The sequence below is a fragment of the Paenibacillus phyllosphaerae genome (assembly GCF_014192105.1).
Classification (GTDB): domain Bacteria; phylum Bacillota; class Bacilli; order Paenibacillales; family Paenibacillaceae; genus Paenibacillus_Z; species Paenibacillus_Z phyllosphaerae.
This window is the reverse complement of sequence record NZ_JACHXK010000028.1, coordinates 12,927-34,476: the sequence shown is the minus strand read 5'-3', so window position 1 is coordinate 34,476 and position 21,550 is coordinate 12,927. Positions and strand designations below refer to the sequence as shown.

Sequence of the window (21,550 nt, the reverse complement as noted above, 5' to 3'; positions counted from 1 at the left end):
AAGCTATACTAAGAACAACACGCGCGCCATGTTTGATTCTGTCGAATCACGGTTAGCGATCCGGTCGTACGATTAGTCCCAAGCTTCTCATTAGAATTATGAAAAATGGTGAATTCGCGGCGTTTCTAGAGGAATTGCCATATTTATGTCGAATACCAATAAGCTGAATATCTACAGGATGTGATATCGTGATTGAAATGCAGGACGTCTGGAAGACGTACGCGGACGGCACACATGCCTTGCGCGGTGTCTCCGTTCTTATAGAGCGCAATGAGTTCGTTTATTTAGTCGGTCCGTCAGGCGCGGGCAAATCGACATTCATGAAATTGATTTACCGGGAGGAAGTGCCGACCAAAGGCCAGATTTCGGTCAACGGGTTCAATATCGGCAAGCTGAAGCCGCGCAAAATCCCTTATGTCCGCCGCAACATCGGCGTCATATTCCAAGATTATCGGCTGTTGCCGAAGATGACGGCGTATGAGAACATCGCCTTCGCGATGGAAGTCATCGAAGCGCCGCGCCGCATCATCAAGAAACGGACGATGGAAGTGCTCGAGCTTGTCGGCCTTCGCGGGAAGCACGCGTCCTTGCCGGCTCAGCTGTCAGGCGGCGAGCAGCAGCGGATCGCCATTGCCAGAGCGATCGTGAACAACCCGTCCGTTATCGTAGCGGACGAGCCTACCGGCAACCTGGATCCGGAGACGTCATGGGGCATCATGAACCTGCTGGAGGAGATTAATTTCCGCGGCACCACGATCGTCATGGCCACCCATAACAAAGAGATCGTCAATACCATGCGCAAGCGTGTCATTGCCATCGAGTCTGGCCTCATCGTTCGCGATGAAGTGAGAGGAGATTACGGCTATGAAAGTTAACACGTTCCTGCGCCATTTGCGCGAAGGTTTCAAGAATATCGCCCGCAACGGTTGGATGACGTTCGCATCGATCAGCTCGATCGTCATCTCGTTGTTCATTCTGGGCGTGTTCCTGCTGCTGGCGCTTAATGTGAATAACCTGGCGAGCCAGATCGAGAGCCAGGTTCAAATCCGCGTCTTCCTTCAGCTGGACACGCAGCAAGCGACGATCGATTCGCTGAAGACGCAGATTGCGAACATCCCGGAAGTGAGCAAGGTGGAATACGTATCGAAGGAACAGGGATTGGAACAGCTTCGTGAAAGCATGGGGGCGGAGAGCGCGGACCTGCTGGAAGGCTATGATGCGGAGAATAATCCGCTGCCGGACTCTTTTACGATCGAGGTGTTCGATCCGCAGACGATATCCTTCGCCGCGAAGAAGATCGAAGCGCTCGGCCAGACGAGCCAAGTGAATCCGTTCATGAGCGTCAAGTACGGCAAAGGCACCGTTGAGACGCTGTTCAAGGTGACGAACGCGGTGCGCAATATCGGCCTCGTTATCGTGGGGGGCCTTGCGATTACGGCCATGTTCCTCATCTCCACGACGATCAAGATGACGATTCTCGCCAGACGCCGCGAGATCGGGATTATGAAGCTGGTCGGCGCCACGAACCATTTTATCCGTTGGCCGTTCTTTATCGAAGGCGCGCTCATCGGCATCAGCGGCTCGCTCATTACGACCGTATTGCTGCTCTACGGGTATCACAAGCTTGTATCTGCCTCTCAATTTGATCTTGGACTGATGATGATCAAGCTGGTCACCCTGAAGGAAGTCGGGCTGCTCGTCGCGTTGCTGCTCATGGGACTTGGTACGGTCATCGGCATCTGGGGCAGCACCATATCGGTACGCAAATACTTAAAGGTGTAGGAGGAAAGTCGAACGTGAAGAAAGGTCTCGCCACCCTGGCCGTTGTCATACTCGCAGCCTTTATGTTTCAACCCTACAGCGGTTACGCTGCGTCGCAAGTGGATAAGATTAACAAGGAACTCGAGAAAGTCCGGCAGCAGATGGAAGCTGCCACTCAGAACCGGAAACAGGCCGACACGTATAAAGCCTACTACGAGAAGCAGTCCGTGGCCACCAAGCAGACGATGGATAACATCCTGTCGCAGATCGACACGGTTGGCACGCAGCTGACCGGCGTACAATCGCAGATCGATACGACGGAAGAGAAACTGCTGAAGACCGGCGAGGAACTGCAGGAGGCCGAGCAGCGCGTCGCTTCCCAGGACAAGCTGCTCCAGTCGCGGATTCGCCTGATGTATACGAACGGTTTCGTGTCTTACTTGGATGTGCTGCTCAGCTCCACGAGCTTCGGCGATTTCCTCGACCGCTTCGACAGCTTGAAGTCGATCTTAGGTCAGGATCGCGAGATTCTGGCGAGCCACAAGGAAGACAAGGCGCTTGTTGCCGAGAAGAAAATCCAAGTCGAGCAGACGCTCGGCGAAGTTCGCACGATGTATGCCAAGCTTGAGGATTATCAAGGTTTCCTCGTCGATAAGGAACAGGAGAAGGAAGTTCTTGTCGCGTCGTATGAAGAGAAGGCCGAGGAATCCGAGGAGATCAGCGAAGAGCAGGAAGAGCTGCTCATGCAGCTGGCCAAGAAGGTCGCCGATCTGGAAGAACAGAAGCGCATTGCCTCGAAGAAGAAGAAAGTGACCTACTATAAAGGCGGCAAGCTGGCCGTCCCATTACAGGACTCCTACCGTTTATCTTCGAACTACGGTTATCGCATTCATCCGATTACGGGCAAGAAGAAGCTTCATGCGGGAATGGACATGGCCGCGCCGGCAGGAACGCCGATCTATGCGGCGGAATCCGGTACTGTCCTGGTTGCGCAATGGTGGAGCGGGTATGGCAACGCCGTCATCATTGATCATGGCAACGGGTTATGGACCGTTTACGGACATATCCGTAACGGCGGCATCAAGGTCGAGAAGGGCGAGACGGTTAAACGCGGCCAGAAGATCGCCGAGGTTGGCAGCACGGGCCAATCGACCGGCAACCATCTCCACTTTGAGGTGCGCCTGAACGGAACGCCGGTGGAACCGTCGCAATACTTGAAATAACTGGATAGCAGCGTATTCGGCACTACGCCGATGTAAGACGCTGTATGAGACGACAAGCCGTACCCACATACGCAAATAAATGGGTGCGGCTTGTCATATACTAGGAATGTTGCGGTTGAGGTACATAATCGGATTGACCAAAGGAAGCTGGTGATTAGATGCAATTCAAAGGACGTACCGTAGCCGCCTTCGTGCTGCTCACCATGGCGGTATCCGTCATGCTCACGTTAGTGGTCAGCGATCGGCAGGTCGCAATGGAAAGCGGGAAGACGGCAGGCGCAGCTTCCTCGGAGAGCACCGGTCAGGATGGCTTGACCACCAAGGAAGAAGACAAGCTGGACGCCGTCATGGAGCTGATCGAGCAGAAGTATTACAAAGAGGTGGACAGGTCCAAAGTCGTGGACGGCGCCATCACGGGCATGATGGAGGCGCTGGATGACCCTTATTCGGTCTATATGGAGAAAGAGACGGCACAGCATTTCTCCGAATCGATCGAAGGTTCCTTCTCTGGCATCGGAGCGGAAGTGGCGCTTCAGGATGGCAAAGTAACGGTCGTCTCCCCGATCAAGGATTCTCCGGCAGACAAAGCCGGCGTCCTGGCCAAGGACGTGCTGCTTTCCGTCAACGGCGACTCGCTGGAAGGCCTTGCGCTGAATGATGCGGTTGCCAAGATTCGCGGTCCTAAGGGGACGAAGGTGAAGCTCATCATCGCGCGGGCAGGCGTGACCGAGCCGATCCATTTGGTGCTCGTTCGGGATGATATCGACTACGAGACGGTATACTCGAATCTGCGCAGCGACGGCGTTGGCGTGATCGAGATCCGCCAGTTCTCGCTCAATACGGGGGAACGCTTCCTGGAGGAGCTGGATCGTCTGGAGAAGCAGGGGATGAAAGGGCTCGTCATTGACGTGCGCAACAATCCGGGAGGCGTGCTGCCTGTCGTCGTATCGGTTGCCCAGCCTTTTGTTCCGCAAGGCAAGCCTATCGTGCTGATCGAGGATCGCACCGGCGAGAAAGAGCAGACGCTGTCCAAAGGCACGGGCAAGAAATACCCGGTCGCGGTGCTGATGAACAAGGGCAGCGCCAGCGCTTCGGAGGTGCTCGCTGGAGCGCTGAAAGAAGCGGGCGGCGCCGTGTTGGTCGGCGAGAATTCGTTCGGCAAAGGCACTGTTCAGGTCAGCTACGACAAAGCAACCGGTGATGGTAGCCTCGTGAAGATGACGATTGCCAAATGGCTTACGCCGCTCGGCAATTGGGTGCATGAGAAGGGGCTGGCCCCGGACGTAGAAGTGCTGCCGCCGGATTACTACACGGTCGCGCGTCTGTCCAAGTCCAAGACGCTTGAGCCGGATACGCTCGGCGAGGACGTGCGCAGCCTGCAGATCATGCTGGATGGCTTAGGCTACAAGGTCGACCGCAAAGACGGTTACTTCTCCGCGGTGACAGCCGAGAGCGTGAAGCAGTTCCAGAAGAAAGCGTCGCTCACCGTTACCGGCAAGGTCGATGTTCAGACGGCGGAGAAGATTGAAGAGGCGCTAGTCGCTCAGATCCGTGATGAGAAGAATGATGCTCAGCTGAACAAAGCGGTCGAGGTCGTGAAGGAAAAGACGAAGTAAGCCGCCGGCAGGAATTTTTGCCCCAGGCGTCGAATGTATGGAAGGTTGAAGCTGCGCGATCGTATGGCAGCTTTCGGCCTTCTTTTTTTTGTGGAGGGCAAGCAAGGTTCGCTAGGCGTTTCCATGCAAGCTGATTGGCCTTAACGTTCCGAATCGTCGCGAGATGGGGAATGCGGCAATCAGCGGTCACTTTACATGCCACAAGCCAGACTGTCGAAGGAGTGAATGCTTTGGACGCGGCTTTAGATCTGCTGGGCCAGGTCGGAGCAGGGGCGTTGTCGCTGCTGCTGTCTCCCTTTTATTACGTCGGAATTATTCTCATGATGCTTTACTATATGCGGCAGACCCGGATGGAGCGGGCCATGTTCCATGTCCGGCTGCATGCGTGGCCGCGTGAGCTGGGGCGGACGATCGCCTCGGGCTTGCTCGTCGGTTTGCTCGTATCGGTGGCCGGTCTTTTCCTCGGCATTCAAATCACGCAAGAAGCGGTACTTTGGATGTGGGGGATGACGGTCATTCTGGCGGTATTCTCCGTGCGCTATCTGTGCTTTGCCTACAGCGTCGGCGTACTCGGCGTGCTGCAGTGGATTGTCGGTTGGACGCCGCTATCCGATCGAGGCGACTGGCTAGGCACAGTCTCTACCTCGCTGCAGGCGCTTGATATTCCCGGGCTGCTCGTCCTGGTAGCGATTATGCATCTAGCCGAGGCGCTGTTAGTCGGTTGGCAAGGTTCCCGGTTCGCCAGTCCCTTGTTTCTGGAAGGGAAGCGCGGCAAGCTTGTCGGCGGCTATATGCTGCAGGGCTACTGGCCGGTACCGCTTATGCTGCTCGTGCCAGCTGCCGGATCAGGCACGGAAGCTGCCCTCCCTTGGTCGACGCTGCTAAGCGGGGATTCGTTAGGCGCAGGCTGGATGATGCTCAGCTTCCCGATGATGCTCGGCTTTACCGAATTGACGCGGACGATGCTGCCGAAGGAGAAGGCGAGCGAAGCCTCCCGGAGCTTGCTGTATTACGGCCTGCTTCTTGGAGGATTGGCTATCTTGGCGGCCTATTGGACGCCGTTCACGTTGCCGGCTGCCATCGCTGCATTCGTGCTTCATGAGGCGATCGTGCTGATGAGCGTGCTTCGCGAAGAACGCAAAAGCCCGTTCTATGTGAATGCGCCGAACGGTCTGCGGGTACTGGCCGTTATTCCAGGTACGCCGGCCGAGGCGATGGGAATTGCTGCCGGCGAGCTGCTCCATAAGGTGAACGGACGGCTGGTGCGGACGAAGGAAGAACTTCATGCCGCGCTGCACATCAACTCGGCGTTTTGCAAGCTGGAGGTTATTAATCTGGCTGGTCACGTGAAATTCCTGCAGCGTGCGCGATTTGCCAATGAGCATCATCAGCTGGGCGTTGTGCTCGCGCCCGACGAGCATGCGAGTGCTTATGTCGAGCCGACGCCGACGTCGCTGATCGGTCTATTGCGCAGCCGCAGCGCCGCAAGGCGCGAGGCGAGAGCCAATACGGATGTCGGCGCTTGAAGCCTGCTTAACGAGAATCCAAGCCGAACGGGGGGATGTTTCCCCTGAACGGCTTTTCTTGAATGAGGAGCGGCAATGGCGCGGACGTTCAGCGGTAACGGACATGAGATTGTCTATAGTAGCGAACCGGGTGAGAGAGGCGAAGGAGGTGCGCATGACAGGCATAAAGAGAAGCCACACTATTGCATAACAATGGAGGAATGATGATGACCTTAACCCACATTGATCAAATCGAACACGAAATCGCCGTATTCGTCCGGCGGGCTGAGGCTGCCCGAATCGCATTTCTCAAATACAAAGATTTCGACCGATCCACCTACCTGCTGCTGCAGAAGCTGGATGAGAAGGGGCCGCTCGGCATTAAGGCGCTGGCCGATGTGTTTCAGCTGGATCTATCGACCTTAAGCAGACAGACGGCTTCGCTGGAGGCCAAAGGTTATGTCGAGCGCAAATCGGATGCCAAGGACGCGCGGATCAACTTGCTGCATATCACGGCTTACGGGCGCAGCCAGCTGTACGAAGTGCGGGAAGCCAGGCAGGAATTGTTCGGCCGGCTGCTCGGCGACTGGTCGGAGGAAGAACGCAAAATATTCGGCGAGATGCTGGCCAAGTTCAATCGGACGACCGAACAGTATTTGGGATCAAAGTAAAGGATGAAACGGCTCTCTGGCTCCTTCAGGAGCAAGGCGACAGCCGTTTCACCTGGAAGGTCAAACGAGGATCTGTTGTACACCGCGATAAGTCTCGCATTCTCGGGTATGCTTCTGCATTCATCGTTCAGAAAGTCGCAATTGCGGGTTGAGTAGTAAAGAGGGTTGTATTTGCGGTTAATAGTTGTATAATACAATGTTGTATCATACAACTATATAAAATGGAGGCGTAACACGATGAAAGGGTTGCGGTTGTTGGGCAAAGAATGGCAGCATATTCTTAGTAAAACGCAGGCGCGTATCGGGATTGCGATCTTGCTGTTAATCCCGCTTATATATGCAGGCATCTTCCTTGGCGGGTATTGGGATCCATACGGCCATCTGGACGAATTGCCCGTCGCGGTCGTCAATGACGATCAAGGCGCGCAGATGGATGGCAAGACGCTCCATATCGGAGATGACCTTGTCGCGAAGCTGAAAGAAAGCGGTACGCTCGATTTCCGATTCGTGAGTAAGGAAGAGGCACGGTCGGGGCTTGAAGAAGGACGGTACTATATGTCCGTCATCATCCCGGATTCGTTCTCGGACCATGTTACGACGTTAACGAGCGGCGACCCCCAAGCTGCGCAGCTGGAATATTACATCAACCCTGGCCACAACTTCGTGGCCGGCCAGATCGGTTCTTCCGCAGTCGAGAAGCTCAAGGATCAGGTGGGGGATGAAATCACGAGGTCGTATACGGAAACGGTGTTCGGCAGTCTTAAGAAATTATTTGATGGATTGGGGCAGGCAGGCGGCGGTGCCGATGAGCTGAATCGGGGGATTGCGGTCGCTCAGGCCGGAGTAGTCAAGCTGCAGGATGGCGCAAGCGAACTGGCCGCCGGAGCCGGCAAGCTGGAGGGAGCCAGCAGTAAGCTCTCTGAGGGGGAGACGAAGCTTCAATCGAACATGAACGTCATTCGTAATGGCGCCAAGTCGCTGTCGGAGGGGTTGTCCGCACTCGATTCCTCGCACCAGAAGTTGGAGCAGAGCAGTGAAGCCGTATCGGGCGGCATGTCGGCGCTCGCGGCAGCTGTTCAATCGGCGGCAGATTCCGCAGGTGAGCTGAAGGCGCAAGCGGACGTGCTTCAGCAGCAGCTTGCCAAGCTGAAGGCGGAGCATCCGGAGCTCGCGCAGGACGCTTCGATCATCGCGCTCGACAAGGCAAGCGAAGAGCTGCAAACCGAAGTGGGCACTGTAAGTGCAAGCGAAGCCGACTTGGCTGAAGGATTGAAGCGTGCGGAGTATGGCCAGGCGCAGCTGATGAACGGCATGGCCCAGTTCGGCCGTAAGCTGGCCGGCGCTAGCGACAGCGGTAAGACTTTGGCCGAAGGCATGGCGGCGTTGTCAACCGGCATGAAGACGTGGGATCAGGGATTCACGACGTATACGGATGGAGTGGATACACTTGCTGCAGGGGTCTCGGCATTAAAAGACGGCGCTGCGCCGCTTGCAGCCGGCATGGTGAAGCTGGTGGATGGCAGCAGCGAGCTCGCTGCTGCGCTTAATGACGCGGCTGCGCAAGCGTCGAGCGTCCGTTCTGACGCGAAGACGGTGACGATGTTCGCCCGTCCGGTGCAGCTGGAAGAGACGAAAGTGAACGATGTGCCGAATTACGGCACGGCGATGGTTCCGTATTTTCTGACGCTCGGTTTGTTCGTGGGCGGACTGATAGCCTCCAACATATTGCCTTATGAGCGCAAATCCAAGTACGGCGTGTCCGGCTGGCATCATTTCGTGAACAAGTACGGATTGTTCTTGTCCATTGCCGTCCTGCAGACGCTTATTGTGGATGGGGTTCTACTGCTCGGCCTCGGCATTGAGGTGCAGAGCGTGCCGAAATTCATGCTGCTCAGCTTTATCGCATCGTTTGCCTACTTTACCTGCATTCTGATGCTGGTCTCCGTAATCGGGCCGCTGGGTCGCCTCGTTGCGGTATTCCTGCTCGTCACCCAGCTGGCTACATCAGGGGGCACGTTCCCGATGGAGCTTGCGATTGCGCCGATGCAAGCGGTCAGCGGCTACTTGCCGATGACTTATGCAGTGAACGCGTTCCGGGCTGCCGTCTCAACCGGAGACTGGGGACAGTATTGGAGCAATACCGGTATACTCGCAGCCTATATTGCGGCTTTCGTCGCGATCGCCCTTCTTGTGTTGGTTAAAAGCAATGCGAAGCCGGCGGGCGGTCCGGCAGCCGCGCTACAGGAGGCTTAATTCGATACGGAATTGAGATGGAAGCAGTCGAGGGGCAGGTATGCCTTTCGGTTGCTTTTTTTGTTCCTTAGGCCATGAGCACCGGATTGCAAGTGTTCCCTATAAGGGGTATAATGGTGGAATGGGAACACATATTCTTATGTTGTCCTTCTTTTTACAGTGCGTGCATAAGAGCTTCATTCATATAGAACCGTCTAGCGGAATGGTGTTTTGGGGTATACCTATTAATAGAGCTTGATTCATAGAGCGATGGAACGGGGTGTTAGTGAGCATGGGTGAGATGAAGGAGCAAGGGCGGCTGTTTGAGCTGAAATCGCCTTATACACCGCAAGGTGACCAGCCGGGAGCGATCCGCGAGCTAGTCGAGGGCGTAAGAGCAGGCCAGAAGCATCAGACCTTGCTGGGAGCGACGGGAACGGGCAAGACCTATACCATAGCGAACACGATTGCGCAGCTTAACCGTCCGACGCTCGTAATCGCGCACAACAAGACGTTGGCCGCTCAGCTGTGCAGCGAGTTCAAGGAGTTTTTCCCGGACAATGCGGTATCGTATTTCGTCAGCTACTACGACTACTTCCAGCCGGAAGCGTACATCCCGTCGACGGATACGTACATCGAGAAGGATTCGAGCATCAACGACGAGATCGATAAGCTGCGCCACTCCGCGACGAGCTCCTTGTTCGAGCGGCGCGACGTCATTATCGTCGCCAGCGTGTCCTGTATCTACGGCCTCGGTTCGCCGAAGGAATACGGCAATCTCGTGCTGTCGCTGCGGGTCGGCATGGAGCGGTCGCGGGACGAGATCCTGCATAAGCTGGTCGATATCCAGTATCAGCGCAACGATATTAACTTCGTGCGCGGTACGTTCCGCGTGCGCGGAGACATCGTCGAGATCTTCCCGGTAGCGAACAACGAGCGTGCCATGCGGGTAGAACTGTTCGGCGACGAGATTGAACGGATCACGGAGATCGACGTGCTGACCGGCGAGATCGTCGGCGAACGCGATCACGTGGCGATCTTCCCCGCGTCTCACTTCGTTACGCACGAAGAGACGATGCGCGTTGCGCTCAAGAACATTGAAGCCGAGCTTGAAGCGAGACTTGCCGAGCTGCGGGAGCAGGGCAAGCTGCTAGAGGCGCAGCGCTTGGAGCAGCGGACGCGCTACGATATCGAGATGATGCAGGAGATGGGCTTCTGCTCCGGGATCGAGAACTATTCCGGACCGCTGACCTTCCGCGAACGCGGAGCCACGCCGTATACGCTGCTGGACTATTTTCCGGACGACATGCTGTTCGTCATCGACGAGTCTCATGTGACGCTTCCGCAGATCCGGGCGATGTATAACGGCGACCGTGCCCGGAAGGAAGTGCTCGTCAATCACGGCTTCCGGCTGCCGTCCGCGATGGACAACCGGCCGCTTCGCTTCGAGGAATTCGAGGAGAAGATTACGCAGATGATCTATGTCTCCGCTACGCCGGGGCCATACGAGCTGGAGTTGTGCCCGACGATGACGCAGCAGATCATTCGTCCGACCGGTCTTCTCGACCCGATTATCGAGGTGCGTCCGACGAAGGGACAGATCGACGATCTGCTCGAGGAAGTGCGTGACCGGATCGCCAAGGACGAGCGCGTGCTGCTGACGACGCTGACGAAGAAGATGGCCGAGGACTTGACCGACTATCTGAAGGAGGTCGGCATCAAGGTCCGCTATTTGCACTCCGATATTAAGACACTGGAGCGGATGGCCATCTTGCGTGATCTACGGCTGGGTACCTTCCACGTGCTGGTCGGCATCAACCTGCTGCGGGAAGGGCTCGACCTTCCGGAAGTGTCCTTGGTGGCGATTCTCGATGCCGATAAGGAGGGCTTCCTTCGCTCCGAACGTTCGCTCATCCAGACGATCGGCCGGGCGGCGCGCAACTCGGAAGGCCGCGTCATCATGTATGCCGACAAGATGACCGACTCGATGAATATGGCGATCAAGGAGACGGAGCGCAGACGCTCCATTCAGGTCGCGTACAACGAGAAGCACGGCATAACGCCGCAGACGATCCGCAAGCGGGTCCACGATATTATCGAAGCGACCAAGGTGGCCGAGCAGAAGAGCGAATACTTGGCCGGCGTCGGCGTGGAGAAGATGTCGAAGAAAGAACGTCAGTCCCTCATTCAGCGCCTAGAGGCGGAGATGAAGGATGCGGCGAAGAATCTGCAATTCGAACGCGCGGCCGAGCTGCGCGACGCTCTGCTCGAGCTGAAGGCCGAGGCGGGCTAGGACACATCACGAACATCTTGCGGCGAACGTCCACTCTATTGGCTTCGCCGCTTTGTATATCATGCGCAGTTGAATGTTCGGCAGATGCATGGCTGCAATTGCAATAATCTCAATGAGATACGGGAGGCCGGTGCGGGCGCGGATGCGCTAACGCGAAGGTAAGCGTACAGGAGGAGAGAAACCAAGTGGCAAGCGAATCGATCGTTATTAAAGGGGCGAGAGCCCACAATCTGAAGAATATTGATGTCACCATTCCGCGTGACAAGTTTGTCGTATTGACCGGACTATCGGGCTCGGGGAAATCCTCGCTCGCATTCGATACGATCTATGCGGAAGGACAACGCCGCTACGTGGAGTCGCTGTCGGCGTATGCCCGGCAGTTTCTCGGTCAGATGGAGAAGCCGGACGTAGATTCGATCGACGGCCTGTCCCCGGCCATTTCCATCGATCAGAAGACGACCAGCCGTAACCCGCGTTCCACCGTCGGCACGGTTACCGAGATTTATGATTACTTGCGTCTGCTGTTCGCGCGCATCGGCAAGCCGCATTGTCCGGAGCATGGCATCGAGATTTCCTCGCAGACGGTCGAACAGATGGTCGATCGGATTATGGAATACCCGGAGCGGACGAAGCTGCAGATTCTGGCGCCGATCGTGTCCGGACGCAAAGGCGAACATACCAAGCTGCTGGCTGAAGTACAGAAGCAAGGTTTCGTGCGCGTCCGCGTGAATGGGGAGCTACGCGAACTTAGCGAGAAGATCGAGCTCGAGAAGAACAAGAAGCACAACATCGAGGTCGTCGTCGACCGGATCGTCGTGAAGAGCGATATTCAGACCCGTCTGGCCGATTCCATCGAGACTGCGCTTAAACTGTCGGATGGCAAGGTGCTCATCGACGTGATGGAGAAGGAAGAGTTGATGTTCAGCTCGAATCTGGCTTGCCCGGAATGCGGATTCAGCATCGACGAACTGGCGCCGCGCATGTTCTCCTTCAACAGCCCGTTCGGCGCATGTCCCGACTGTGACGGTCTTGGCGTGAAGATGATCGTGGACCCGGATCTGCTCGTTCCGGATACGAGCCGTTCGATCGAGGAAGGCGCCTTCGAGGCGTGGGCTGGCAGCACCTCGAACTACTATCCGCAATTCCTTGAGGCGGTCTGCGTTCATTACGGCATTTCCCGTGATGTCCCTGTCAGCGAGCTGACAAGCGAACAGATGAAGAAGCTGATGTATGGAACGGGCGGCGAACGCGTCCGATTCCGGTACGAGAACGATTTCGGCCATGCGAAGGAAGCGTACGTTCCGTTCGAAGGGATCGTGCACAACCTGGAGCGCCGCTACCGGGAGACGGCGTCGGAAGGCATTCGCGAGTACATTGAACAGTATATGAGCGCGAAGCCGTGCGGAGGGTGCAAAGGAAACCGTCTGCGGAAGGAAAGTCTGGCGGTTACCGTCGGCCGGGAGAATATCGCGCATGTGACCGCCCTCTCCATCGGCAGCGCGCAGCAATTTTTCGACGGTCTGGATCTGAACGAGAAGGATCGCACGATCGCGCAGCTTATCCTGAAGGAGATCAACAGCCGTCTCGGCTTCCTTGTGAATGTAGGCCTGCAGTATTTGACGCTGAATCGTGCGGCGGGAACGCTGTCGGGCGGCGAGGCGCAGCGGATCCGTCTGGCTACGCAGATCGGTTCGAGCCTTATGGGCGTACTCTATATTCTGGACGAGCCAAGCATCGGGCTTCACCAGCGCGACAACGACAAGCTGATCCAGACGCTCGAGCATATGCGCGATCTGGGCAATACGCTCATCGTCGTCGAGCATGACGAGGACACGATGATGGCGGCCGATTATATTATCGACGTCGGCCCGGGAGCAGGCGTGCACGGTGGCCGCATTATTGCCCAAGGCTCGCCGCAGGAGGTCATGGCGGATGAGAACTCGCTGACCGGCGCCTATCTGAGCGGCCGCAAGTTCATCCCGGTGCCGCTGAAGCGCCGTTCGACCAGCGATAAGTGGTTGGAGGTGCGCGGGGCGAAGGAGAACAACTTGCGCAACGTGAACGTGAAGATTCCGCTCGGTGTCTTCTCGGCCGTGACCGGCGTATCCGGTTCCGGCAAGTCCACGCTCGTGAACGAGATTCTGTACAAGACGCTTGCCCGTGACTTGAATAAGGCAAAGGTCCGCCCCGGTGAGCATAAGGAGATTCGCGGTCTGGAGCATATCGATAAGGTCATCGATATCGACCAATCCCCGATCGGCCGGACGCCGCGTTCCAACCCAGCTACGTACACCGGCGTATTCGATGATATCCGGGATCTGTATGCAACGACGAACGAAGCCAAGGTGCGCGGCTATAAGAAGGGGCGCTTCAGCTTCAATATCAAAGGCGGCCGATGCGAATCCTGCCGCGGCGACGGGATTATCAAGATCGAGATGCACTTCCTTCCGGACGTATATGTACCATGCGAGGTTTGCAAAGGCAAACGCTACAACCGCGAGACGTTGGAAGTGAAATACAAAGGCAAAAGCATTGCCGAAGTGCTCCAGATGACGATCGAGAATGCCACCGAGTTTTTCGCCAATGTACCGAAGATTCACCGCAAGCTGCAGACGCTGATGGATGTCGGTTTAGGCTATATGGATCTTGGCCAGCCGGCCACGACATTGTCCGGCGGCGAGGCGCAGCGCGTGAAGCTCGCGGCAGAGCTGTACCGCCGCAGCACCGGCAAGACGATTTATATCCTCGATGAGCCTACGACAGGGCTGCATGTCGACGATATCGACCGGCTGCTCGTGGTGCTGCATCGCCTGGTAGAGTCCGGCGAGTCGGTGCTGGTTATCGAGCACAATCTGGATGTCATTAAGACAGCCGATTACTTGATCGATCTCGGACCTGAAGGCGGCAGCGGCGGCGGTTCGATCGTGGCGACAGGTTCGCCGGAACAAGTGGTGAAGGTGGAGGGCTCCTATACGGGCCGCTATCTGAAGCCGGTTCTGGAGCGGGACCGCGTACGGACGGAAGAAGCGCACCGAGCGGCTGAAGCGGTAGCGGAGGCTCACGCGGAGTAACAAGCGAGAGGATTGAGCACGGTTACGGTCATTTGGCTGCAGCCGTGCTCTTTTTTGCACAATCGAAAGGATGGACGTCTCTCACTTCGGCTAGATGTAGGACAGTTTGCAACGTAACACAGTAGGGACGTAACACAATAGGAACATGGTGCACATTAGAAGAAGGTTCAGTTGGGATTGCTTTTCTTGGGGCTCGTACGCGGGCATGACAAAGAACCTCTAACCCATACAGGCCGGAGGTTCATCCTCGTTGATCTCATTTATGTGATTAGGAAGCAAGAATCGACGTCAGCTTTTCTTGGAAGGCGGGGACTCCGACGCGTTTCACATAGTGATGGAACGTCTCGCCGTTTTCCCGGTTCTCTTTATAGAAATTGATAAGCTGGGCAAGCACGCCTGCGACATCGTCGCCTTTTACGCGGCCTTTCAACGCCGTATTGAACTGCGCATCCGGGCCAAGTACGCCGCCTACCGCAATATCGAACGCGTCGACCATCCCTTCCGGCGTCTTCACCAGTGCGCCCTGCAGGCCGATGTCCGCGATATGTTTCTGGCCGCACGCATTCGGGCAGCCAATGAAGTGGATTCGAATTTTCTCGTCCAGCTGAATATGCTCATCCAGGTACTCCGCAACCCGGCGTGCGCGCTCTTTCGTTTCAACAACCGCGAGGTTGCAGAATTCATTGCCCGTACAGGAGACCGTGCGGCTCATGAACGGCTTAGCTTTCGGAGATAGTCGCTCGAGCACAGGCGCTTGCAGTACTTCGTCCAGCTTCTCGGTCGGGATACCGGCGAGAATGATGTTCTGCGACATCGTCGTGCGAATCGTACCGTCGCCATATCGTTCAGCCAGGTCAGCCAGCTGTTCGAACTCCTCCGAATTCGTACGGCCGACAGGGACGTTAAGGCCGATGAAGTGAAGGCCTTCTTGTTTTTGTTCATACACGCCGTCATAGTAGATGCCATTCCAACCGACCGTTTTGCTTTCGCCTTTTGTCGGCAGATCGCCGACGAGCTCCACGAGCTTATCTCTGAACTTCTCCGGTCCCCAATCGGCGACGAGGAACTTCAGGCGTGCCTGGTGGCGCTTCTCACGGTAGCCATAGTCCCGGAAGATCGTCGTGACGCCGATGGACACGCGCAGGACGTCCTCGGGACGGACGAATACGTCAAGTTCTTTGGCCAGATGCGGTTTAGCGGACAGTCCGCCGCCGACGAACATATGGAAGCCGATGACCTCTTCACCATCGATCGCTTTCACCGCTGGAATGAAGGCAAGATCATTGATCTCGGCATTGGCGTTGTTATAAACGTTGCCAGTAATGGACATTTTATATTTGCGGGGCAAGTTGGAGAAATCCCGGTTCATCAAGTAGAACGCGTTGACTTCTTCCACGATCGCCCGTGTATCGATCAGTTCATCTTTATCGATGCCGGCAAGCGGGTTGCCGACAATCGTGCGCGGACAGTCGCCGCATGCTTCATAAGAATAAAGGCCTACTTCTTCCAACCGATTGAAAATATCAGGGAGGTCCTCGACCTTCAACCAGTGGTATTGAATCGCTTGGCGAGTCGTAACATCGATCAGGTTGCGACCGTAGTCGCGGCCGATTGAAGCGAGCGCACGAGCCTGTGCTGCGGTCATAATCCCGGTGTTAATCCGGATCCGCATCATGAAATAACCTTCTCTAGGCTTTTGCTCGTACACGCCAGCCCATTTGAAGCGGTTCATGTCATCTTCAGGAATGGAGTCGTACCCTTTTTGTGAATACTCGTCAATAATGGTGCGGATGACATCGAGGCCGTCCTTTTCCATTTTGATAAACTCAAATTTATTCAGTTTGGACGAGTCATTCATCCAAATCGGTTCGTACGCCATATGTGTGCCCCCTTCATCGCTGGACTCATACCGCGCGGCAAATCCGACGCATTTGGTATGAATATGCTAGAAAAAGCGTATCATATTTTACCTAGTGAAACTAATAAGACTTTATTATACGAAGCATTGGCAATCGTTATAATGAAATTGTCATACGGTAAATTGTGACAAAATTATGGCGAAATTATGTTCGGACTTGCAGCAATGGTATTATGAAGCTAACATAAACTAATATAGGCTACGTGCGAAAATAAGGAGGTTCCCTATGTTTTTTCTTGCAGAGGAAGCAGCTCAAGCAGCAGCATCGACCAGTACGTTTGATCCGTTCGATATCGTCATGGTACTGTTCACGATCATCGTGTTGATTGGCTTGGTTCGTGTATTGAAAGCGCGTAACAAGAACTACTTTGCAATTGGTTTTGCACTTGTTGCGGCCGCGGTTTTCTTATTTTCCGATTACGTAATGGTCTTCGAGGGATGGCTGGGTTAATCCGCCGACATATTGACCTTACATAAGCCGCCGGTGCCCTGGATCAGATCCAGATGGCATCGGCGGTTTTCCATAGCTGAGACGTAGAATGCCGCCGACCGGGCGGCATTCTTGCGTTCTTGCCCACTCGTGCAGGTTCACTCCCTTTGTACCCAAGCAAAAACGCCAAGTCAGAGCGCATAAGCGCTACGGACTTGGCGTTTCTTTGTTCTGCCTTTTACAAGGCGATTATACCCACCACATCTCGCCGAGCGGCTCGCGGATGAGAACTTGCTGCAGGTTCTGAACGGCTTTCGTGAAGCCTTCGTCAACGGACATCAGGCCGTCTTCATGCTCGATGCTCACGACATAGTCGTAGCCTACGAGGCGAAGCGCGCTGATGATATCCGACCATACTTTCATATCGTGGCCGTAGCCAACCGTACGGAACTGCCATGCACGGTCGAGCATCAGCGAATACGATTGCATATCCGTTACGCCATGACGGTTCACGTTGACTGGGTCAATGGTCGTGTCCTTCGCATGGAAGTGGTGGATCGCGCCGGCACGGCCGAGGATATGAATCGCTTGTACCGGGTCAATGCCTTGCCACCACATATGGCTCGGATCGAGGTTGGCGCCGATTGCATCGCCTGCCGCTTCGCGAAGGCGCAGCAATGTTGCCGGGCTATGAACGGAGAAGCCGCCGTGCAGTTCAAGGCCGATTTTAACATTGTTCTCGGTTGCCAGCTTGGCGATCTCGCTCCAGTACGGGATGACTTTCTCTTCCCACTGCCACTTGAGAATGTCTTGGAAGTCATTCGGCCATGGCGCTACCGGCCAGTTCGGATATTTGGCATCCTCATGGTCGCCAGGGCAGCCGGAGAATGTGTTGACGACAGGTACGCCGAGCTTGCCTGCAAGCACGATCGTTTTGCGGATGATCGCGTCATGCTCGCTGGAGATCGCTTTTTGCGGATGAAGCGGGTTGGCATGACAGCTCAGTGCGCTGATCGTGATGCCGCGGGATTCTACTGCCGCCTTGAACGCTTGCAGCTTGGACTCGTCATTCAGCAGCGTGTCGGGATCGCAATGCGCGTTGCCAGGGTAGCCGCCTGTGCCGATCTCGATCGCTTCCAGACCTTTCGAGGCAATATAGTCGAGCGTTTCTTCTAACGATTTCTGTGCGAAGAGGACGGAGAATACGCCAAGTTTCATGGTTTAGGAAAACCTCCTGGATATGTAGGGTGATTACAACTTGCTTCTAAATTATAGCATGACCATAGAGGGACGATAAGCGCACATCCTACTGAATGGCAAAATCACACAATAAATGAGCAAAAAGATAAAAGCGCCATCATAGCAGTCCTTTTCAATAACTAACAGAGTTGAAACGTATGTCGTACTTTGGCGCTTCGTGTCAAAATAGCATGAATTTAAGAAGAACTGTCTATTTCTTCATTAAAATTTTAAATTATTGGAAATTAAATTAAATTGTTACACTTTAAGAAATATAGTACACTAATTCTACGACTTTGGTTCTAGTAACAAATAGTAGTTTAGAAGTAGAAACGAGGGATCGCGAAGTGAGAACAAGATGGCTTCGGCCGGTGGCGGGAACAGCTGCGGCAGCACTGATTCTGGCAGGCACCATGGGCGTCGGAATAGGCAGTGCAAGCGCGCCTGCCCAGTCGCTCGAAGCGAAGATGGTGAACGGAGAGGTTTACGTTAAAGCCAGCTCGCTCACCAAGACATTGGGAGGGAGCGGTACATATAACGCAAAGACCAATACTTATGCGTATACCGCCTATAATCCCATCCCGGCCGTTATTAGCAAAGTATCGCCTTCGGTAGTCGGCATTATCGGCAAGCCTGCGGGCTACGAGGACCGTTACGCTTTGGCCCATGGAACAGGCGTCATTTGGAAATCGGACGGTTGGATCGTTACCAATGCCCATGTAGTGAAGGATCTGACTTCCTTTATTGTGGTAACGGCTGATGGCAAGGAGTATGACGGCAAGCGGGTGTACATCGATGAGAAGAGCGACCTGGCCATGGTGAAGATCGCAGCTACCGGATTGAAGGCAGCGACCTTTGCGGCTGTGCCACTCAAGTTGGAAGTCGGCGAAGGTGTAGTTGCCATCGGCACGCCGGCTGATTTTGGCCTGCGCAATACGGCCACCAGCGGCATCTTAAGCGGCATGAACCGGTCCATCGCATCCGACTATAAGCTGCTTCAGACGGACGCAGCGATCAATCCGGGCAACAGCGGCGGTCCGCTCGTGAACCTCAAGGGCGAGATTATCGGCATCAACTCGCTGAAGTTCGTCAGCGAAGGAATCGAGAGCCTCGGCTTCGCCATTCCGACGGATACGGTCCGTTACGTCGTCAATCACTTCTTCAAGTATGGCAAGGTCAACCGCTCCTCGCTTGGCGTTACGCTGGAAGAGAGTTGGTCTGCGATCGTCGGCTTGCCGTCGTCCGACCCGCTTACGGTGAAGACGGTCACTAGCGATGCTGCGGTCAAGTCCGGCCTCAAGGCAGGCGATCTGCTGTATTCCATCGCTGGACAGCAAGTGTCCTCGCAGGTGGAAGTGAATGAGATTTTGAAGGCTTATTTACCGGGTCAGCAGGTAGAAGTGCTCGTGCAATCTGGCGGGAAGCTCGTTACCCGCAAGCTGACGCTTGTTGCCGGTTAACGTAACGGCGACGAATCAACGCACAGCAAGAGATAGAAACAGAAGCAAGACGAAGAGAATATAAGCAGACTTGGGAGAGGTTGTTGTTACAATGTTGAAACGCGTTCTTGTGGTGCTGACTATGGTTAGCATGATTCTCGGGCTGATTCCTGCTGTGGCTGGAGCTGCCACCAATAATACCGTCGTCGTGCAGCTGACGGTAGGAAGTCCTACCGTTACGATTAACGGCGCGACGTCCACGATCCAGAAGCCTTACGTCGTGAATGGCACGACACTCGTTCCGCTTAGCGTGATTACGAAAGCTTTCGGAGCAGGACTGACACTGAATAAGAAAGTAATTACCCTCACATATAACAACAAGAAGGTTGTGCTGACGATCGGCAGCAAGACCGTAGTTGTAGACGGCAAGGCGGCGACTGTTGCCGTTGCTCCTACTGTAGTGAACAACACGACGATGGTTCCGCTTCGCGTCATCACGACAGCGTTCGGCGCAGCCATCAGCTCGACGGGCAAGCAGATCGTTATCGTTGGCATGAAGGCCGGCGCTGCAGAGACAACTACGGGCGGAGGCACTGCGACAGGCGGAATCAATATCGACTCCGGCAAGACCAAAGTAGGCGACAGCTACTTCGGCTGGTCGATGAGCTACCCGAGCAATCTGACGTTGGCTGAGCAAAGCGACAACGGCGACTATGTCGTTTGGTCGGATATTAACGAGAATGCGATTCTATCGGTTGGCGTTCAGGATGTCGGCGAGACTTATACGAAGGAAGAGCTTCGTACCTTTATGATTGAGCGTACAAGCTCGGATGCGTTCGTTATCGAGAAGAAGACGATCAACACGAACGGTCAAGATTTCGAGAAGCTTGTAGTAAAAACGCGTGATGGCCTCTTCCTGGAGTACCGCGCGATCCAGAAGGACACGAAGATCTATACGATCATTGCCGGTGTGAAAGCCGCGACGCGCGACGCGCTGAACAGCTTTAGCACGGTGCTCGACAGCTTCACGCTGACGTTTAGCAGCTCCGATGCATCGATCAAAGACATTACGAAGGTCAAGGACGGTTATGTTGTAGCTTCTGACCTGGATTACGGCCTGACGGTACAGCTTCCTGTCGGTTGGGATCGCGACGAAGATTCTTACATTCCTTCGTTCGGCAACGAAGACGGCTACTTCCTGGACTTCTATGTCCACTCGTCCGAGAGCGGCGAGACAGCATCGGATTGGATGAAGAAAGAGCGTCTGGCCTATGAGAATAACTTCGTAGCAGAATACCGCCGCAACTCGACAGAGTCTACGGTTGCGATCGATAATGGTCAAGCGTCCGTCTTCACGACAGAATATACTTTCGATCAGAAGGAATGGTTCAAGTCCTACGATGTGTACTATGTCGAAGGGAACCACAAGTACTGGGCAAGCCTGATGTTCCCGGCTGAAGATGGAGCGAAGGGCGATGCTATCATCCAACAAATCATTTCTACGCTGAGCATCGCGACGGAATATGTTGAAGAGAACTTTAGCGAGATCGAGGAAGATGATTTGACAGGCTTGGTAGTTCGCAAGACAAGCAAAGAGTACGGTTATTCGATCGAACTGCCGCAATCGTGGTATGGCGTTAGGAAAGATTTCGAGGAAGATACGGTTGTTTACGGTATCGGCAGCATTGGCATCTTCACGATCAATGCAGTAGGCAACGAGTTGTCCGCTTCCGAATTCACGCAGGCAATCTCGAGCATGGTTTCGCAGGATGCCGATTACGCGGCAGCCAAAGCGAGCGTGAAAGAACAAACTTCCGTTACGATTAACGGCGTGCAAGCATACAAAATCGTAGTCGAGTTCAAAGAGCCAGGCGAAGATTCTTGGCCATTCGTGCAAACTTTCTATGCGTTCGAGAAGAATGGCAACACGGTTATCGTGAACTACCTGTTTAATATCGCGAACAATACGCAATTCAACCGCGACATTGCAGACAAAGCCGTTCAGTCCTTCATGTTTACCTCTTAATATAGTAGAGTCGCTGTTTTCGGGAAGAATCCTTTCTGGAAGCGGCGGCTTTTTCTTATGTTCCGGCCCATAGTTGGACAGGATGGTAATGGCTGACGGTGGAATCCTAGCCTTCCGTCTGATACA

General features: G+C 54.9%; 14 protein-coding genes. 12 read left to right on the top strand and 2 right to left on the bottom strand.

Going from position 1 to position 21,550, the window contains the following annotated elements:
* Positions 1-188 precede the first annotated feature (188 nt).
* From ftsE to uvrA, 9 genes are all read left to right on the top strand, one after another.
* Positions 189-875 (top strand): cell division ATP-binding protein FtsE, encoded by a 687-nt coding sequence (ftsE, locus tag FHS18_RS30975; protein WP_183604276.1) that lies wholly within the window; start codon positions 189-191, stop codon positions 873-875.
* Positions 865-1,782: a permease-like cell division protein FtsX gene (gene ftsX, locus FHS18_RS30970; RefSeq protein ID WP_183604275.1), complete on the top strand. Its 918-nt coding sequence runs from the start codon at positions 865-867 to the stop codon at positions 1,780-1,782. Before ftsE ends, ftsX begins: the two co-directional genes overlap by 11 nt.
* A gap of 14 nt (positions 1,783-1,796) precedes the next feature.
* Positions 1,797-2,984, top strand: coding sequence for a murein hydrolase activator EnvC family protein (locus FHS18_RS30965; protein ID WP_343060757.1), 1,188 nt, complete (start codon positions 1,797-1,799; stop codon positions 2,982-2,984).
* Positions 2,985-3,142: 158 nt separating this feature from the next.
* Entirely contained in the window at positions 3,143-4,600 is a 1,458-nt protein-coding gene (locus FHS18_RS30960) for a S41 family peptidase (protein WP_183604274.1), read from the top strand.
* A 230-nt stretch (positions 4,601-4,830) separates the two neighbouring features.
* The gene (locus FHS18_RS30955; RefSeq protein WP_246428014.1) at positions 4,831-6,126 is read left to right on the top strand and encodes a PDZ domain-containing protein; all 1,296 of its coding nucleotides are present in this window, start codon (positions 4,831-4,833) and stop codon (positions 6,124-6,126) included.
* A gap of 200 nt (positions 6,127-6,326) precedes the next feature.
* Positions 6,327-6,776 carry a MarR family winged helix-turn-helix transcriptional regulator gene (locus FHS18_RS30950; RefSeq protein ID WP_183604272.1) on the top strand — a complete coding sequence of 150 codons (450 nt, stop codon included), beginning with the start codon at positions 6,327-6,329 and terminating at the stop codon, positions 6,774-6,776.
* Positions 6,777-7,013: 237 nt separating this feature from the next.
* Positions 7,014-9,029 (top strand): YhgE/Pip domain-containing protein, encoded by a 2,016-nt coding sequence (locus FHS18_RS30945; RefSeq protein ID WP_183604271.1) that lies wholly within the window; start codon positions 7,014-7,016, stop codon positions 9,027-9,029.
* A 271-nt stretch (positions 9,030-9,300) separates the two neighbouring features.
* On the top strand, positions 9,301-11,301 hold the full coding sequence (gene uvrB, locus FHS18_RS30940; RefSeq protein WP_183604270.1) for an excinuclease ABC subunit UvrB: 2,001 nt from the start codon (positions 9,301-9,303) through the stop codon (positions 11,299-11,301).
* 185 nt (positions 11,302-11,486) lie between these two features.
* Positions 11,487-14,372 carry an excinuclease ABC subunit UvrA gene (gene uvrA / locus FHS18_RS30935; protein ID WP_183604269.1) on the top strand — a complete coding sequence of 962 codons (2,886 nt, stop codon included), beginning with the start codon at positions 11,487-11,489 and terminating at the stop codon, positions 14,370-14,372.
* A gap of 268 nt (positions 14,373-14,640) precedes the next feature.
* On the opposite strand, the gene FHS18_RS30930 is transcribed toward uvrA, so the two are convergent.
* Positions 14,641-16,251, bottom strand: coding sequence for a nitrite/sulfite reductase (locus tag FHS18_RS30930; RefSeq protein ID WP_183604268.1), 1,611 nt, complete (start codon positions 16,249-16,251; stop codon positions 14,641-14,643).
* A gap of 265 nt (positions 16,252-16,516) precedes the next feature.
* Here FHS18_RS30930 and FHS18_RS30925 point away from each other — a divergent pair, with 265 nt between their 5' ends.
* A complete protein-coding gene (locus FHS18_RS30925) occupies positions 16,517-16,741 on the top strand; it encodes a DUF2759 family protein (RefSeq protein ID WP_183604267.1) in 225 nt (74 codons plus the stop codon).
* Between the two features lie 228 nt (positions 16,742-16,969).
* Here the strand turns inward: FHS18_RS30925 and FHS18_RS30920 are convergent, their stop codons facing one another.
* Positions 16,970-17,938: a sugar phosphate isomerase/epimerase family protein gene (locus FHS18_RS30920; RefSeq protein WP_183604266.1), complete on the bottom strand. Its 969-nt coding sequence runs from the start codon at positions 17,936-17,938 to the stop codon at positions 16,970-16,972.
* Positions 17,939-18,306: 368 nt separating this feature from the next.
* On the opposite strand from FHS18_RS30920, the gene FHS18_RS30915 reads away from it, so the two are divergent.
* The gene (locus tag FHS18_RS30915) at positions 18,307-19,419 is read left to right on the top strand and encodes a S1C family serine protease (protein ID WP_409348592.1); all 1,113 of its coding nucleotides are present in this window, start codon (positions 18,307-18,309) and stop codon (positions 19,417-19,419) included.
* A gap of 91 nt (positions 19,420-19,510) precedes the next feature.
* Positions 19,511-21,424, top strand: a complete 1,914-nt coding sequence (locus FHS18_RS30910; RefSeq protein WP_183604265.1) for a copper amine oxidase N-terminal domain-containing protein — start codon at positions 19,511-19,513, stop codon at positions 21,422-21,424.
* The last annotated feature ends 126 nt before the right edge of the window (positions 21,425-21,550 follow it).